15 protein-coding genes are annotated in these 17,068 nt (G+C 38.8%); 11 read left to right on the top strand and 4 right to left on the bottom strand.

The window, feature by feature from the left end:
- Nucleotides 1–5: 5 nt before the first annotated feature.
- Together H7U17_RS08755 and lpxK are read right to left on the bottom strand one after the other, a co-directional pair.
- Nucleotides 6–1,874, bottom strand: coding sequence for a putative porin (locus tag H7U17_RS08755; protein ID WP_230981335.1), 1,869 nt, complete (start codon nt 1,872–1,874; stop codon nt 6–8).
- 40 nt (nt 1,875–1,914) lie between these two features.
- Nucleotides 1,915–2,982, bottom strand: a complete 1,068-nt coding sequence (gene lpxK, locus H7U17_RS08750) for a tetraacyldisaccharide 4'-kinase (RefSeq protein ID WP_186756329.1) — start codon at nt 2,980–2,982, stop codon at nt 1,915–1,917.
- A gap of 45 nt (nt 2,983–3,027) precedes the next feature.
- On the opposite strand from lpxK, the gene H7U17_RS08745 reads away from it, so the two are divergent.
- The 3 genes from H7U17_RS08745 (at nt 3,028) to H7U17_RS08735 (ending at nt 5,492) form a co-directional block, all read left to right on the top strand.
- The gene (locus tag H7U17_RS08745) at nt 3,028–4,128 is read left to right on the top strand and encodes a Nif3-like dinuclear metal center hexameric protein (protein WP_186756328.1); all 1,101 of its coding nucleotides are present in this window, start codon (nt 3,028–3,030) and stop codon (nt 4,126–4,128) included.
- A gap of 3 nt (nt 4,129–4,131) precedes the next feature.
- Nucleotides 4,132–4,914 (top strand): zinc ribbon domain-containing protein, encoded by a 783-nt coding sequence (locus tag H7U17_RS08740; RefSeq protein ID WP_186756327.1) that lies wholly within the window; start codon nt 4,132–4,134, stop codon nt 4,912–4,914.
- Between the two features lie 167 nt (nt 4,915–5,081).
- Nucleotides 5,082–5,492 carry a hypothetical protein gene (locus H7U17_RS08735; RefSeq protein WP_186756326.1) on the top strand — a complete coding sequence of 137 codons (411 nt, stop codon included), beginning with the start codon at nt 5,082–5,084 and terminating at the stop codon, nt 5,490–5,492.
- On the opposite strand, the gene H7U17_RS08730 is transcribed toward H7U17_RS08735, so the two are convergent.
- The gene (locus H7U17_RS08730; protein ID WP_186756325.1) at nt 5,476–6,105 is read right to left on the bottom strand and encodes a histidine phosphatase family protein; all 630 of its coding nucleotides are present in this window, start codon (nt 6,103–6,105) and stop codon (nt 5,476–5,478) included. The genes H7U17_RS08735 and H7U17_RS08730 overlap by 17 nt on opposite strands.
- Nucleotides 6,106–6,159: 54 nt before the next feature.
- On the opposite strand from H7U17_RS08730, the gene H7U17_RS08725 reads away from it, so the two are divergent.
- Genes H7U17_RS08725 through menD form a run of 3 tightly spaced genes read left to right on the top strand, consistent with a single transcriptional unit; the run spans nt 6,160 to nt 9,479 of the window.
- Nucleotides 6,160–6,582 (top strand): hotdog fold thioesterase, encoded by a 423-nt coding sequence (locus H7U17_RS08725; protein WP_186756324.1) that lies wholly within the window; start codon nt 6,160–6,162, stop codon nt 6,580–6,582.
- A 2-nt stretch (nt 6,583–6,584) separates the two neighbouring features.
- Complete coding sequence (locus tag H7U17_RS08720; protein WP_186756323.1) at nt 6,585–7,790, top strand: chorismate-binding protein; 1,206 nt, start codon at nt 6,585–6,587, stop codon at nt 7,788–7,790.
- A 9-nt stretch (nt 7,791–7,799) separates the two neighbouring features.
- A complete protein-coding gene (gene menD / locus H7U17_RS08715; RefSeq protein WP_186756322.1) occupies nt 7,800–9,479 on the top strand; it encodes a 2-succinyl-5-enolpyruvyl-6-hydroxy-3-cyclohexene-1-carboxylic-acid synthase in 1,680 nt (559 codons plus the stop codon).
- A 49-nt stretch (nt 9,480–9,528) separates the two neighbouring features.
- Here menD and H7U17_RS08710 read toward each other — a convergent pair whose 3' ends face one another.
- On the bottom strand, nt 9,529–10,362 hold the full coding sequence (locus tag H7U17_RS08710; protein WP_222439177.1) for a 1,4-dihydroxy-2-naphthoyl-CoA synthase: 834 nt from the start codon (nt 10,360–10,362) through the stop codon (nt 9,529–9,531).
- Between the two features lie 170 nt (nt 10,363–10,532).
- Between H7U17_RS08710 and H7U17_RS08705 the strand changes: the two genes are divergently transcribed.
- The 5 genes from H7U17_RS08705 to H7U17_RS08685 all read left to right on the top strand — a co-directional run bounded on the left by H7U17_RS08705 (nt 10,533) and on the right by H7U17_RS08685 (nt 17,068).
- Nucleotides 10,533–11,627 carry an AMP-binding protein gene (locus H7U17_RS08705; RefSeq protein ID WP_186756320.1) on the top strand — a complete coding sequence of 365 codons (1,095 nt, stop codon included), beginning with the start codon at nt 10,533–10,535 and terminating at the stop codon, nt 11,625–11,627.
- Nucleotides 11,628–11,737: 110 nt separating this feature from the next.
- Nucleotides 11,738–13,063, top strand: a complete 1,326-nt coding sequence (locus H7U17_RS08700; protein WP_186756319.1) for a cytochrome ubiquinol oxidase subunit I — start codon at nt 11,738–11,740, stop codon at nt 13,061–13,063.
- Between the two features lie 4 nt (nt 13,064–13,067).
- A complete protein-coding gene (locus tag H7U17_RS08695) occupies nt 13,068–14,087 on the top strand; it encodes a cytochrome d ubiquinol oxidase subunit II (protein WP_186756318.1) in 1,020 nt (339 codons plus the stop codon).
- Between the two features lie 257 nt (nt 14,088–14,344).
- Nucleotides 14,345–15,781: a hypothetical protein gene (locus H7U17_RS08690; protein WP_186756317.1), complete on the top strand. Its 1,437-nt coding sequence runs from the start codon at nt 14,345–14,347 to the stop codon at nt 15,779–15,781.
- A 123-nt stretch (nt 15,782–15,904) separates the two neighbouring features.
- Nucleotides 15,905–17,068 (top strand): hypothetical protein, encoded by a 1,164-nt coding sequence (locus H7U17_RS08685; protein WP_186756316.1) that lies wholly within the window; start codon nt 15,905–15,907, stop codon nt 17,066–17,068.

Here is a 17,068-nt window from a genome sequence, read left to right as displayed (position 1 = left end):
AATATTTAATCAAAGAAATACCAGCTTATGCCTAAATCCAAAGAACCTTTCAAACCTGTAAAATCCGGAGTCACAAAATACCCCGGCACATTTAACAAATTACTATTAACGTGATTGTACCTAAACAGTACCCGGGTACGATTTATCCTCAAATTCACAAAGGCATCCACCACTGGATAGGCCTCAATAAGAAAATCATCCTGTAAATAATATTGCTGGGTGGCAGGCATATAGGCCTCAGCATAATAATCACTTTTGTAGCGGCCTTCCAGCCCAAATTGAATAAAAAGGTTTTCATCAAACATCGGCCCATCAAAGAACAGCCTAGTTCTTGCATACCACTCTGGAATTCTAAACTTGTCAGCAGCACCTCCAGAAATGGAAGTATAAATCACCTCACTCTGCCAAACTAATTTTTTCCAAAACCTAAAACTTGTTTTTATACCAGGAATCACCATATAAGCTTCACCATCTATCTGTTCAGCCTCTTGGCTCTGATTGAAATAAACGTATTTGTTTACTCTATTCAATGTCAAGCTAGGGCGGACAGATAGCTTGGCAAAGTCTGCTTTTATCTCACCTTTTATCTGATCCACACCAGTATTTGAAAAATCATTGGTCCATTGATAATGATTTCCCCGATACATCTGTTGCATTGCAGTAGGCTTGTAAGAGGCTTTGGTATAAGTCACATCCAAATAAGGAGAAATAAAATACCCTCTCAAGCGATACCCATCAGGCACCAAATATTCTCCCTCCGCTTCAAACGACCATTTTTCATTAATCTCTCCCCTCAAGGCTCCTCCTAAATAAAATTCATTATAATTATTGTCGCTATCAAAATTCGGGCTGCTTAATGAGCCAGTCCTGTATTTCACATAAGCATTATAATACACCGGCCCAAAATCGCCTTTAAAACCTGCTTCGTTATTAAACTCAACAAATCGATGGTAATTCCGCGTGGTATCTTCGTTGATAAAACGATTTTGGTTGAACTGATTGAAAAAAGATGAATCACTTGTAGTCAAATCAGAGACAAAGGAAACGCCTTGTTTTCTCCAATCTGAAACATGGTAAATCTGCCACCCCTTGAGAAGCTCAAACTGCTGATAAAGGTGATAATCTTGCCTCAAGTCTACAGCCTCACTATTGCTCAACCAAACCTTGGAGTCTTCATAAGTAAAATACAAGGATGTGCTATCCACCTCAGGGGAAATAATCCCTCCCTGCTCATAAACCTTATGATGCATCCTGGAAAAATTGGCCAAAAGCATATACTTACCATTATCCGATTGATAATTGGTATGAATAGAATAACTGGTTTGTTCAGCCATATTATCATCCCTGGCATTTGGGTTAAGAGTCTTCCTGGCCCTAACAGTATTAAAATTAAACCCCACATTCCAAGTAGGGGTAATATTTCTGGCAAATTCAACATTCAGCAAATTCCGATTACCTCCACCATAAAAAGCTTCCAACTTAGTATAGGGTGATTTGGTATCGAAATACTTCAAGCTATCAGGAGACCTATAATACAAATCATAAACATCAAAGCCAGACCTAGCACCGATTTTACCTGGAAGATCATAATAAACGGGCTTTGCTGCACTACCTAAATTGCCCAGGTCCTGGTATTTGTTTCCGCTTTTAAATACAGGTTCGAAATTATGAAAATTGGTAAGCCCAGTATCAAGGGGTGTTTTTTCCATTTTATTGAAGCGGACATTCTCTTCCAGAAAGTAAAGGGATGTTTTTGGCCCATATACCATCTTGGTGGAATCATCTATCAATCCTCCTCTTCTTTGTTGCTGCTCTTCCTCTTCGCTTCCACCAGTAGCCTCTTGCCCTCTCCCCGTTTGTCCGAAGGCGGTCATGCTAAACATTAACATGAATAAAAATAAGACAAATAGCTGTTTACACTTCACTTTTATAGGCTTTGTTTCTAATGACTTTTGATGCCATGTCCAGCAGGGTATCCCTGTCCTTTTCCTCAAATCTCACCTGAACGGGCACCGCAAAAATCGGAATTTCTTGCAAATAAGGAAGAAATTTATTGGCATTAAGTTTTACAGCGTCTTTCTCAGTAGTCAGAAGCACTGGATTTGCTCCCTTATGTCGTTTTATTTGCTCGACCATATATTTAATATCCTTTTCATTATAATGATGGTGATCACTGTATTCCAATACTTCAACTAACTCATAATTACTGGACACCCATTGTTTCAATAATTTATTATTAGCAATACCACTGACCAAAATAACTTTTCGGAAATCCCCCTTTTCTTTATTACGAACATTATATGGTTCTCCATATTTAAGCCCTGCAAAAAGCACTGGACAATGTTTTTTCACAAAAGGCCGGATTTGTTCTAAATACGCTCTTTTAGTGGCCTCACCCAATGTTTCTGGGGATTTGGTCACCACAACCACATCCGCCCTGCCCGCACCTTCAGGACGCTCTCTGAGCATACCCAAAGGCAGCACATGGTCTTTGAAAAAAGGCCGCTGAAAAGTCGTCAACAAAACATTCAAATCACCCTTAACATACCTGTGCTGGAAAGCATCATCGAGAATCACTAATTCAGTAGCTGGACGCTCGACAATTATCTGTGGAATGGCTAGAATTCTTTGCTCTCCAACTGCCACAGTTATTTCATGGCCATATTTGGAAAAAACCTGAAAAGGCTCGTCCCCAATTTCATCGGCAGTTACGCCAAGTCCTGCCAAAATAAATCCCTTGGTCTTACGCCCATACCCTCTGCTAAGTGTAGCCACTTCATGAAACTCCTTGAAATTCTCAACAAAAAACTCCACCATGGGAGTCTTCCCAGTACCGCCAATCGCCAAATTGCCCACTACAATAGTCGGGATTTCGAAGGCAACACTTTTCTTTAGACCAGTATCAAACATCCTGTTCCTCAAACGGGTAATCCCATCATATAAAAGGGAAAAAGGATACATAAAATACTGATTGGGCTGCATTACTTTATTTTTTATAATTTTGAATCAAAAGGTAAATACAAATATATGGTTAATTTGATTAGAGATGTAGTTTCCTACCTGGAAAGCATAGCTCCACCCTCCTATCAGGAATCTTACGATAATGCCCAATTAATTACTGGGGACCCAAATGAAAAGGTCAAGGGCATTCTTTGTTCTTTAGACGTTACGGAAGCAGTAGTGGAAGAAGCTATTTCCTTGGGCTGTAATATGATTGTAGCGCACCATCCAATAGTATTCAAGGGATTAAAAAGCCTTACAGGTAAAAACTATGTCGAAAGGACAGTACTAAAGGCCATTAAAAATGATATTGCCATTTATGCCATCCACACTAACCTTGACCATATACATACTGGCGTCAACAAAAAAATATGTGATAAAATAGGACTAAAAAACACAAAAATATTAGCTCCCAAAAAAGGATTACTAATGAAGCTCACAGCATTTGTCCCTTTGGAAAACACCGACGACGTCTTAGATGCCCTTTATTCAGTGGGAGCGGGTTCAATTGGAGAATACAGTAATTGTAGCTTTAGCAGTCAAGGCACTGGGACATTCTTGCCTTCAGAAAAAGCCAATCCCAGTATCGGTAAAAAGGGAAAGGCTGAGACCGTTGAGGAAAACAGAATAGAATTAATTTTCCCTGGACACCTACAAAGAAAAGTGATAGCTGCCCTAAAATCATCCCACCCTTATGAAGAAGTAGCTTATTACCTACAACAAACCGAAAACGAATTTCAAGAAGTCGGTGCCGGAATGATCGGGGAGCTTGAGAATCCGATGGATGAAAAGGATTTTTTACTCCATCTGAAAGGATCTATGGACCTAAACATCATCAAACACACACATCTGAGAAACAAGCCTATTAAGAAAGTGGCCATTTGTGGTGGAGCTGGAATATTTTTACTTGGAGCAGCCAAAGGGGCAAAGGCGGATATCTTCATCACTTCAGATATAAAATACCATGAATTCTTTGACGCTGAAAATCAGATAGTTATATCAGATGTCGGCCATTACGAAAGTGAAATTTACACAAAAGAGTTATTAATGGATATATTGTCACAAAATTTTAGTAATATTGCACTCTATTTGACAAAAGTCATTACGAATCCCATAACTTACATATAGTACATGGAAAGTACAGTTGCACAGAAGCTTGAAGCCATTTATAATCTTCAAAAAATAGATTCCCGTTTAGACGCGATTTTTAAAATTCGGGGAGCCCTTCCTGAGGAAGTTCAAGACTTAGAGGACGAAATAGTTGGTTACGAGACAAGGTTAGAAAAATTCAACAATGACATCGTAGCCCTTGAAGATGAAATCAAAGGCCATAAGGAAGCTATTAAGGAGTCTGAAAAGCTAATCAAGAAATATCAGGAACAACAGATGAACGTCAGAAACAATCGTGAGTATGACGCCATCACCAAAGAATTGGAACTTCAAGATTTGGAGATTCAGGTTTCCAAAAAGAAAATTGGCGAGGCTGAGGCGAGAATTGAAGGAAAAAACTCAGACTTAAATGATCTTCAAGAGACCTTAAAGGACAGAAAAAAAGATCTTGACACGAAGAAAGAAGAACTTGATACAATCGTAGCAGAAAGTGAAGCAGAAGAATCAAAACTGAAAGCTGAACGTGAAAAAGCCACGAAAAAGATCGAAGAAAGAATCATCAAGTCTTATAAAAAGATTCGTGCCAACGCCAAAAACGGATTGGCAGTTGTTGAAGTAAAAAGAGGCGCTTGTGGCGGTTGCTTTAATATTGTCCCTCCCCAACGACAAGCTGATATTAGAGAAAAGAAAAAAATCATCGTTTGTGAGCACTGTGGAAGAATCTTAGCTGACGTCGCTGACGAAATCGAAGATGAAACACTTCCAAAGAAAAAAAGAGCTACAAAAGCAAGAAGCAAAAAATAACAAAAAAGGCTGTCAGTTTTGACAGCCTTTTTCTTTTCTGCTTAGAACAACTTCTCTGACAAATCCTAATAATTTAGGAGTTCTTATTTTAAGTGTTCCAGAAACTTTTATTACACAATTGAAGGTCGAGCACTTGATTAGTCGTAATTAATTTTATATATTTCTACATGAAGCATTTATTATTAATTACCCTATTCACCCTCATTACTTCTGCCGTTTTCTGTAAAGCATCAGAAGAAAAAACTTTCGTTGTTATTTTCAGTAAAAAGGAATTAAAAGAACTTAAATCAAGCCCTGAATTCATTGAATTAAATTTCTTTGAAAAATTTGACACCAAAACCTATAACGGCAATTCTGATGCTGTTCTATTCATCAAGGTTCCTGATTGTGATTTTGACAAATGCCAATTTGGACAAACCATGGTTCAAATCAACAAAACCACCGAAAAACCATTACAGGAAGTAGCTTTTAGGATTATTGACTTAAGCGAATCTAAAGAAAGCTATAAAGACTTGCTAAATAGCTTCTATGCTTCATTAGATAAAAAGCAGGTGAAAGCAATCAAATCAGTCCTTTAAGTTTTAAATGCTTTACATTATTGTAGCGATCCATTCTGAAACGACCGTTCTCTAAATGTGTTAATTCATAACACCCTAAATTATGGTGTTCAAACACATCCATAAATCTCAGGTCGTACTCCAACATCAAGCTTAGCATTACCCTCATGGCACGACCGTGCATACAGATCAAAATGGTCTCACCATCTTGCTCCATAACATAATCGAGCCCTTTCTTTAAACGCTCGTACACTTGATTTGGAGACTCACCTCCTTCAATGCTATAATCCAAATTTCCGTCAGACCATTTCTGAAGCATACTTTGATAATAACTATGCTCCTCTTTGCTCATAGGCACTCCCTCATATTTCCCCCAGCTGATTTCATTGAACTCTACAACTGACTCATAGGGTGTTCCATTTTCTAAAAATTGAGCAATAGACTGCTTTGTTCTTTGAAGGCCTGTATAATAAATTCTATCAAATTTGATATGTTTATGGGCATCATAAAAGGCCTCAGCTTGCTGTTGTCCCATTTCATTTATCGGGGCATCTATCCCACTGCCCTGCACCACTCCTTTTAAATTGTAATCCGTCTGTCCATGACGGACTAGGTAGATTTTTTTAGTACTCAAGATTCCGTATTTTTGTTAACAATTTTCAAAGAAAACGTTTTTATTCTAAAACACATGATATTTAATCAAAACCTCGATGTCGATTTTTTGAATAACTTGGGTCAGGACAGCATGCCCGGACACTTAGATATTCAATTCACAAAAATAGGCGAAGATTTTATCGAGGCTAGCATGCCTGTAGACCATAAAACAAAACAACCCTTTGGATTGTTACATGGGGGAGCCAGTGTGGTTCTGGCTGAAACGCTAGGAAGTGTCGCCGCAATGTGCTGTATCGACACCGACACGCAATATTGTGTGGGACTGGAAATAAACGCAAATCACCTCAAACCCGTTAAAGATGGAAGAGTCAGAGGGATCGCCCAACCACTTCATATTGGTAAAAAGACACATGTTTGGGAAATTAAGATCTATACTGATTCAAATACTTTAGTTTGTATTAGCAGGATCACCATAGCAGTCCTGGATAAAAAATAACAATGGATATATCAACCGCCCAACCAAAGACCATTTCCCAAGAGGAACTCATCGCATTGAGGCTTTATGATGCGCTGAAAGGAGGTCATCAAATTGCCATTTGGAAATCACCCAAGAGTTCTGCCGTACAGCTTATTGTAGACAAAACTGAAAAAGTAAAAAAAGTGGATTTAGACCTGGACCAACTTCCGGCAGGTTTTATAGCCCACACTTTTTCTCCCCAAAATGACAACAAAGCCTATTTTCTACAAGCTTCAGATTATATAAAGTTTGATCTAGATTTACCTATATCAACCGAAGACCTTGATGAGACATTTCATTCCAAAAAGACTCAGCCAACAGAAATAAAAGATTTTATCAAAAATTTCTGGAGACAAAACCATCCCCATAAATCCGAATATGACATAGTTTCTTCGTCAAAGGAAACCTTCATTAATTTTGTGGAATCTGGTATATCTGCCATTAATGCAGGAGAGATCGCAAAAGTAGTCCCTTCTAGAGTTAAAAAGGTAAAACCTAAGGCGGATTTTGATTTGGTCAAGACATTTTTAGACCTTTGCAAAGCTTATCCAAATACCTTTGTCAACTTCTTCCATATCCCTGATATAGGGACTTGGCTTGGAGCTACCCCTGAAATTTTGATCAAAACAGAGGGAAAACATTTCTATACCATGGCACTGGCCGGGACTCAAAAGGCCCAGGGAGATAATCCAATAAAAAATGCCGCATGGACTCAAAAAGAAATTGAAGAGCAAGCTTTGGTGAGCAGGTATATTGTCAACAACTTTAAAAAGATCAGACTGAGAGAATATGAAGAAAACGGACCAAAAACGGTTTTGGCGGGTAATTTACTTCATCTAAGATCTGATTTCAGAGTAGACATGGAAGCCACTAACTTCCCCCAACTCGGGGCAGTCATGCTCAAACTACTACATCCTACCTCAGCCGTCTGTGGAACCCCCAAGGATAAAGCAATGGACTTTATTCAAAAACATGAAAGATTTGACAGATCATTCTTTTCGGGTTTTATAGGCCCCGTCAACATAGAAAACCAAACTTCCATCTATGTCAATCTTCGCACGGCTCAAATTTTAAATGGCGAGGTAATCCTATATGCCGGTGCAGGAGTAACCGAAGACTCCAATCCAGAAAAGGAATGGGAGGAGACCTCCCTAAAATGCGAAATCATTGGTAAATTCATTCAATAAGCAGCTACTTTGATCATTCAACCACTTATCGATCTTGCGAATATTTGTGCCAAAAAAGGCATCAAAAACATTATTCTTTCACCTGGTTCTCGCTGTGCCCCAATCACATTAGCTTTTGCCAGACATCCAGACCTTCACTGTAGAACCATTTCAGATGAGCGGTCTGCAGCATTCATTGCCTTGGGAATGGCACAACAGCTAAAAAAACCTGTAGTCCTGGTCTGCACAAGTGGTACCGCAGCGCTAAACTATGCTCCAGCAGTCGCTGAGGCGTTTTTTCAGCAAATCCCTTTAATTATCATAACCGCTGACAGACCAGCGGAGTGGATCGATCAATGGGACGGACAAACTATTAGACAGGAGAAAATTTATGGAAGGCATATCAAAAAAGACTATAGCTTCCCAGATGAGTTCTCGCATCAGGACAAAGCCTGGCATGCAAATCGAATCAGTAATGAAGCCATCAATATTTCACAAAGTTTCCCTGCAGGCCCTGTCCATATAAACATACCCCTTAGAGAACCGTTTTACCCAGCTGAAAACGAAAAATTTGATTATAGTTCAGATGTTCGTTTGGTTGAACAGGTAGACAATGAAAACATCCTATCAGAAGAAGCCCTGATCAAACTTAAAAGCCAACTTGGTTCATATAACAAAATCATGATAGTTCCAGGGCAACAAAGCCCTAATAAGGAGCTTCAGATCCTTCTAGATGATATTTCCAAATCAAAAAAGGCCATAATCGTTACCGATACAATCAGTAACCTCCAATCAGAGCAAACCATAAATTTCCATGATCAGTTTATATCTTTTACTGACAAGAAATCTCTGAAACCTGACCTGATCATTAGCTTTGGTAAATCGATTATTTCAAAGTCACTTAAATTATTTTTACGAGAATCAAATGCAGACCATTGGCACATTCAGCCTAACGGCGAAGTGCCTGACACCTATCAGGGCTTATCTAAATATATTTATTGTGATATAAACCAGTTTTTGAATTTCTTGAATAAACACCTTGATCATGCCAATCAAGCATTTTACCAAGCTTGGCATGAGGCTAATAATGCGATTGATTCTAAAATGGCGGACGCACTTGAAAACATCGATTTCGGAGAGTTCAAAGCCATTTACAAAATACTGAAACACATCCCAAAAAACTCCAAACTGCACCTGGCTAACAGCATGTCTGTTCGCTACGTCAATTTCTTAGGCCCAAGAGAGCAAGAAATTATTTGCAATCGAGGAACCAGTGGAATCGATGGCTCTAACAGTACAGCAGTCGGATGTACCTTTACAACAAAAGACTTTGTGTCCTTGGTTACTGGAGATTTGGCTTTCTTTTATGACCGAAATGCCTTTTGGCATAATTACGCCTTCAATAACCTTAGAATTATACTTTTAAATAACCAATCTGGGGGAATATTTCGGTTAATTGACGGACCTAGCAAACAAGCAGAACTTGAAGAATTCTTTGAAACCAAACAAGCACTTCAAGCAGAAAACCTGGCCAAAGATTTCAATTTCAAATATTACACTGCAAAAGATGAAGTGACCTTAGAGAAAGCACTGGAAGAATTTTATCATCCATCTATCCGACCAAAAATTCTAGAGATCCAATCTGACAGTGTTAAGAATGCACAAATCCTAAAAAATTTCAAACATATACTCAAAGAAGACTTGCAATAAAATAAGCCAACACATTTTATTCTTTGTGTTGGCTTGTTCAATATTCACATTAAGGTATCCATTTTACATCCTTGAAGTTTGGCTTCCTCTTTTCAAGGAAAGCATTCCTGCCTTCTTTGGCTTCCTCAGTCATATAGGTCAGCCTGGTCGCCTCACCAGCAAAAACTTGCTGTCCTACCATTCCATCATCGGTAAGATTAAAGGCAAATTTCAGCATTTTTATAGATGTAGGAGACTTTTCTAATATTTCTTGCGCCCACTGAAACGCCGTATCCTCAAGCTCACCATGTGGAATCACCGCATTGACCATCCCCATCTCATAGGCATCCTGAGCGGAGTAATTTCTTCCTAGAAAGAATATTTCCCTTGCCCGTTTTTGTCCTACCATTTTAGCTAAATAGGCAGATCCATAACCACCATCAAAGCTAGTAACATCGGCATCTGTTTGTTTAAAAATCGCATGTTCTTTACTGGCCAAGGTCAGGTCACAAATCACATGCAGACTATGTCCACCGCCAACTGCCCAACCTGGCACTACTGCGATCACCACTTTAGGCATAAAACGGATTAATCGCTGCACCTCCAAAATATTCAAGCGATGCATACCATCATCACCTACATAGCCCTGTTCCCCTCTTGCTTTCTGATCACCTCCACTACAAAAAGAGTAAACGCCATCCTTAGGTGAAGGGCCTTCAGCAGAAAGCAAAACCACCCCAATGGAAGTATCTTCTCTAGCATCTAAAAAAGCCTCAAAAAGCTCACTGGTGGTTTGTGGCCTAAAAGCATTTCTTACTTCTGGACGGTTAAAGGCAATCCTTGCGACTCCACCGCATTTCTTATAGGTTATATCTTCAAATTCTTTAACTACTTTCCATTCCATTTTGCTCATTGATTAGGTTAAAAGGTAATTTTATCGCAAGATAATAGGCTCAAAATTATTAATTGCGCTTCATTATCATTTAATGAATGATATCTAAAAAGATTTTTACCTATAATTTCATTTCAAAGCCTTTTAAAATAATGTAATTTGTCCAATAATAACTTATTAAAATGAGTCATATTATTATCCAAAACCATAAAATCTCATTTGACCAAATTAAACTTGGTCAATGGCCTGATCTCACCGAATATTATCACCAATCTTTGGTATTTTGCAGTGAATGGCTCAATGGCAAAGAAAACTTTGAACTTCAAACTTCTGGATCAACCGGAAAACCAAAAAAAGTAATGGTCAGTAGGCGCCAAATGGAAGCCAGCGCAAATGCTACTGGACACTTTTTCAATATAACTAATGACCAATATTTACTTTGTTGTTTGAACACCACTATGATTGCTGGTAAAATGATGCTCGTCAGGGCAATGCAATGGAACTGTAACCTAAATCTAACTGAGCCAAGTGGCTCTCCTCTTAAAGATTTCTTGGAGCATCCCCCCTTTGGTTTTGTAGCTATGGTTCCTTCACAAGTGGAAAACTCCCTCCGGGATTCCAAGACTACCCAAAGACTCCTGGATATAAATTATTTAATTATCGGTGGTGCTCCCATTTCAGCAGGACTTATAGATAAACTGAGCCGTTTGAAAATCAATGCCTATCAAACCTATGGAATGACAGAAACTGTTTCTCACATCGCTTTGGCACCTATAGTTCAAGACACCAAATTAATTTATAATACTCTTCCCGGAGTTAAAATCGATCAGGATCAGGAAGGAAGACTTATCATAGCTGCACCCATGGCCCTAAAAGAACTGCACACCAACGACCTTGTTGAAATTCTTAATGAGCAGCAATTTATCTGGAAAGGTAGGGCAGATTTCACTATTAACTCAGGTGGAGTCAAACTTCAACCCGAAGAAATCGAAAAGAAACTTTCCTCTATAATGAGCAAAATACTTCCCAATTCCCGGTATTTTATCGCTGGGACCCCACATTCTAAATGGGGAGAACAAGTCGTTCTTTTGATTGAATCAGAGAAGCCAAGTTCAGATTTAATTTTAGAATTATCCAAAAAAGTAAAAGACACAGTAGGAAGATTTGAAAATCCAAAAAAAATCCATTTTGTAGATAATTTTATAGAAACCACTTCTGGCAAAATCAATCGGATCCAATCCTTAGAACTGGTTCTAAAAAATCAACAATTGCTCTGAACACCTTATTTTATACCAAATCATCTTTAAATAATTCTAAATCTAAAACCAACCCAAAGAGCAAAAAACCGTAAATTCAAGCAGGATTCATTCTTTATCAATTTCCATATATGGATGACTTATTAGCTGCAAGATCACAAATGGCCCTTTCCTTGGGTTTCCACATTATTTTTGCCTGTATTGGAATGATCATGCCATTCTTAATGGCCATTTCTCATTACAAATACCTAAAAACTGGAAAAGACAAATATAAAATCCTCGCCAAGGCCTGGAGCAAAGGTGTTGCTATTTTCTTTGTTACGGGAGCAGTATCAGGCACAATGCTTTCCTTCGAGCTAGGCTTATTATGGCCGGAATTCATGAAACATGCAGGCCCAATATTTGGTATGCCATTTTCTTTGGAAGGAACAGCATTTTTTATTGAAGCTATTGCTTTGGGATTTTTTCTTTATGGTTGGGAAAAGTTTAATCCCTGGTTTCACTGGTTTACCGGAGTAGTGGTTGGACTCAGTGGATTGGCATCCGGCATCTTGGTTGTCGCTGCCAATGCATGGATGAATTCCCCAGCAGGTTTTGATTTTGTAAACGGTGAGTATATTAATATAGACCCTATCACGGCCATGTTCAATGATGCTTGGTTTACACAAGCACTACATATGGTCTTGGCAGCTTTTGTAGCCACATGTTTCGCTGTCGGAGGAATCCATGCATTCATGTTGATCAAAGGCAAAAACAAAGAAATCCATAAAAGCGCACTTAGAATCGCCTTGACCATAGGAGCTGTGGCTGCCATCCTACAACCGCTGAGTGGCGATCTCTCTGCAAAAGACGTTGCTGAGCGACAACCTGCAAAATTAGCAGCCATGGAAGCCCACTTCCATACAGAAAAAAAGGCATCTTTGATTATAGGTGGAATTCCTGATGAAGAAAAGAAAACTGTCAATTATGCCATTAAAATCCCTGGTGCTTTAAGCTTCTTGGCCCACGGCGACTTCAATGCTGAAGTAACTGGATTGGACCAAATTCCGCAAGATGAACATCCTCCTGTACTGATAACTCATTTTGCATTCCAAATTATGGTGGCCTGTGGAACCATTTTGATGATCGTAGGAATAAGTTGGCTATTCGGAAACTGGAAAAAGAAAAGCTATATCTATTCAAAAAAATATCTTGGACTTTTAGCCATGATGACTCCATTAGGCTTTATTGCTGTGGAAGCAGGCTGGTTTGTCACGGAATTGGGCAGACAGCCTTGGATACTTTATGGGATTATGAGAACCAATGAAGCTGTAACACCCATGCCAGGAATAGTTTATTCCTTTATATTGTATACAGTAATTTATTTATCACTGGCTGTTATTGTCTCATTATTACTTATCAGGCAAATTAACAACCTAGAAAAAGACCAAGACCTTTCACTTCCTCTTAACCAGTAAAAACATGCTATACGTAGTCATTGCTTTTTTATATATCTCCATTCTTTTTTACCTGCTGTTTGGTGGAGCTGATTTTGGAGCAGGGATTATTGAGCTATTTACCAAAGATTCAAAAAAAGAACAGACCAGGCTATTGACATACCAAGCTATCGGCCCTATTTGGGAGGCCAACCATATGTGGTTAATCATTGCCATAGTCATTCTCTTTGTGGGATTTCCAGAGATTTATACCACTGTTTCAGTATACCTTCATATCCCGCTTTCATTATTGTTAATAGGTATCATCGCTAGAGGAACAGCCTTTATTTTCAGGCATTATGATGCTGTTAAAGATCATTTTCAAAAAATTTACAATGTGATATTCGTATATTCTTCCTTTATGACACCCTTGTTTCTTGGAATTTTAGCAGGTTCGGTGATATCAGGAAGAATCGACCCAAATGCCACCGACTTCGTTTCCGCATATATTGATCCATGGCTAGGCATATTTCCCATTTCAGTGGGTATTTTTACAGTAGTAATATGTGGATTGCTAGCTGCCATTTATTTAATTGGAGAAGCTGACACAGACGAGGATAGGGAAATCTTCAGAAAAAAAGCCCTGAGGATGAATATCCTCACCGTAATCATGGGAGGTTTAGTTTTTCTTGCTGGAGAATTGGAAGGCCTTTCACTTGCTCGACAATTATTACAACATCCATTGGGCTTAATGGCCTTGATTGCGGCCTCGCTTTCATTGCCCTTCTCTTGGATTCAACTCAAAAAAGGTAAGGTAAACAGCCTAAGAGTTTTAACAGGCTTTCAGGTTACCATGATACTATTTACCCTTTTTAGTAGTCAGTATCCTGATTTCATTCGGATGAAAAATTCCACACTTACCCTTGAAAATGCTGCTGCAGGGCCTGCTACATTAAATAGTCTGGGCATTGCATTACTCGTCGGAAGCATTTTCATTTTACCAACATTGTTTTATTTGATTTATAGTTTCCAAAAAACTCCTTACAAAATCGGGAAGCTTGACTAATTTGACCAAGTACTGCTGACCTATACTTTTTTACACTTATCTACATAAGAACAACAAAAAACACTGTCATACAGGTGTTTATACCTGAAAACGTATTCTGGTATTTTTACGCTGTTAAGGCAAAAAATAATTAATGACTTTTGAATCATAAGATTAAGTAATAAGGACCAATTGGTACATACAGTTTTCCGGAAAATATTTTTGCCCATGACGTTAGGGCACATAAACTAAATTTTTACCAATAAACAATTTAAGTCATGCCTGATCAAAATTCAAGAATGCTCCAAGCAATTTATGATACGCTTTTTAGTGCTTATACGAATCCGCCTGAAGGAACCCAAGGTCCCGCAACAAGTCAAGCGGATCAAACTTATTTAAGTTTGAACTGGCCGGGTCAGCAAATAGATATCAGCCAATTTGCCAACCCTCAAAGCCCAAACAATCCTAAAGGGAGTCCAGCTTCCACAGAAAATTTCTCCACCTTGGCGGATAACCTCATGTCTATCAATCCTATTTCCAGCCAAAACGGAAATAGATTGACAAAGGTTTATGACCTGACGGTTAATGCCCAAGTGGTGCCACCACCAGAAAGTCCAGAAGAAAAAGCTGCTTATGAAAAAGCATTCAATTTCTTACATACAGATGGTACCACCTACAATGATGAAGGAAAGCCAATTACCGTAAAGGTGGATTCTCCAGTTTACCAAAACTACAAGAGAAAATTAAAAGCCTATAATAATGCTGTAGCATCATTAATGTCAAATTATTTTCAATTGGATATGTCCAACCCTGAAGATCAAAGAAAATGGTCTCTTATAGGCCCCACCTATCAATCGAATGTTAGGTCCGCCTATGAAGATCTAATCAATGCTCAGCAGACCAAAGTTGAAGACATGTTGGCCACCTTGGCCCAATCCTCCAATAATCAAGTTGGTGTCGCCTTCAAACAAGCAAGGGAAACATTCGAGGCTTATAGAAGAGCAGGTATAGTGGATCCGAACAAAACTTGGTATCCATCTTATGCTATGCCTGCCAACTGGTTTGCTCCTAATGCAGCTGAAGAATGGACAGAAATAACAATCGATTCCAATGAAATCCACACTTCTGAGCACTCTGATTTCACCAAAATAAGTGCTGGAGGAAAGGCAAGTTGGGGATTATGGAGTGTAGGAGGTAGCTTCAACAAAGAAGATAGCCACCACCAAATGTCCAGCGACACAAAAAACCTAAAGGTATCCTTCAAGTTTTGTAAAGTTGATATCGACCGACCATGGTACAATCACTTACTATATTCGATGAAAGGATGGAACTTAGGTGAAGCTTATGAGCCAGGAGGTTTATCTGATGGAACCAGGGAACAACCATTGAATACGCCTTTCCCTTTACTTCCTACCTCATTTATCGCAGTAAGGGATGTCAAAATAAGCGCAGATTTCTCTCATGAAGATTCTTCATTGGTAGAAAGCAAACTGAGCACATCTGCTAGCTTTGGTTGGGGGCCTTTTTCTATAAGCGGTTCCTATTCACACGGCAGCACTGACAAAAAGTTCAATTCCTCCTTCGATGGAAGTACAATTTCCAATGACGGACTTCAAATCATCGGATGGATCAATGAATTGGTACCTTTTGCTCCGCCAAAAAATGGCTCAGGAAAAAGCAGTAAGCAGTCAAGCACTGCAGCCATGGAAAAATAAAACAGAAACCTTTAGAATTTGAAAACTGACTGTTCTAAAGTTAAACCTACTCAACATACTAAAATACGGTTCCAGTGGACCGTATTTTAGTTTCTTTTTTCTTCTTCACCAAACACTTTTCTCATGTCCATCTTCAATGATCCTTTGATTCAAAAGAAACTAGAAAACTTATTTACTTCTGGCTTCTCCCAAGGTTCCTTTGGAGGAGTTAAAGGAGATCAAATTCAATTTCTATTTTCTTGGCCTCCTGAAGTTTTAGATGACTCCCAATATGCCAACCCTTGGTCTGCTAATCACCCTCAGGGCTTGATGTCTGCCACTGAAAATATATCCAAACTGGTCAATCCCATACCTTTATTGAGCAAGAACTTCACCCCTAGTCCAAACTCAATAGAAAGTATCTATGGCAACATTATTCTCAATGCCAGCCCAGTCGAATTGACAAAAGAAATCGCTTCTAGGACCAACACTAGAGTAAGCACCTTTCAAAACACGCTAAACGATAAGGGCTTAACAAGCAACCGGATTCAAAAAAAAATCGATACCAAAAAGGATCTTATGCTCTCCCAAGAACGAGAATCATTACTCGAGCTAGAACGAAAAATATCATTAGAAATAGCAGACAACATCATAAGTGGAAAAGCCACCTCATCAACCACGAACAAATCAATAAAATCTCTTCAAGGTTTAAGAAGCCAATTTTCCCGAAACCACGAACAAGCCTTTGCCAGAAGTTTTGCCGCAACTGTTCGTCAGCTACCTTTGGCTAAGAAAAGTGTACCATCAACTATGCTAAAAGAATTAGCTACAGAAGATAACACGCCATTGATTGTAAATATCCTTCATAATGCCAATGCTCTATTTCGAACCTCTGCTGTGAGTAGCGTCAACAACCCAAACACAAGTTATCACCCATCCTATATTACACCTTATAATTTTGCAGACTTGAATGCATCAAAAAGCTGGCCCGAAGTCAATACTACTTTAACTGACAGCTATCAAAACAATATAGAGGTAAGTTTCTCATACACTAGGGCCGATATCGAAAGACCTTGGTTTTTGGGGTATATCATGACCATGAATGGATGGACCATCAATGGCCAATCTCCCGGATGGTTATCCACAGGAAATACAGATAATAACCCCGGTATATTTCCGCTTTTACCCGTATCATTCCTATTATGTAGAAATATTAAGATCTCAGGACCTAAAAGCAATTATGAAGCTAATGGGCTACAGATAATTGCAAGATGCTGTCAAATAACTCCCAAAATGTCCCCAGATTAA

Source organism: Echinicola salinicaeni (assembly GCF_014280965.1).
GTDB lineage: Bacteria > Bacteroidota > Bacteroidia > Cytophagales > Cyclobacteriaceae > Echinicola > Echinicola salinicaeni.
Note: the sequence above shows the minus strand (reverse complement) of the source record. Positions and strands in the feature narration are given on the sequence as shown.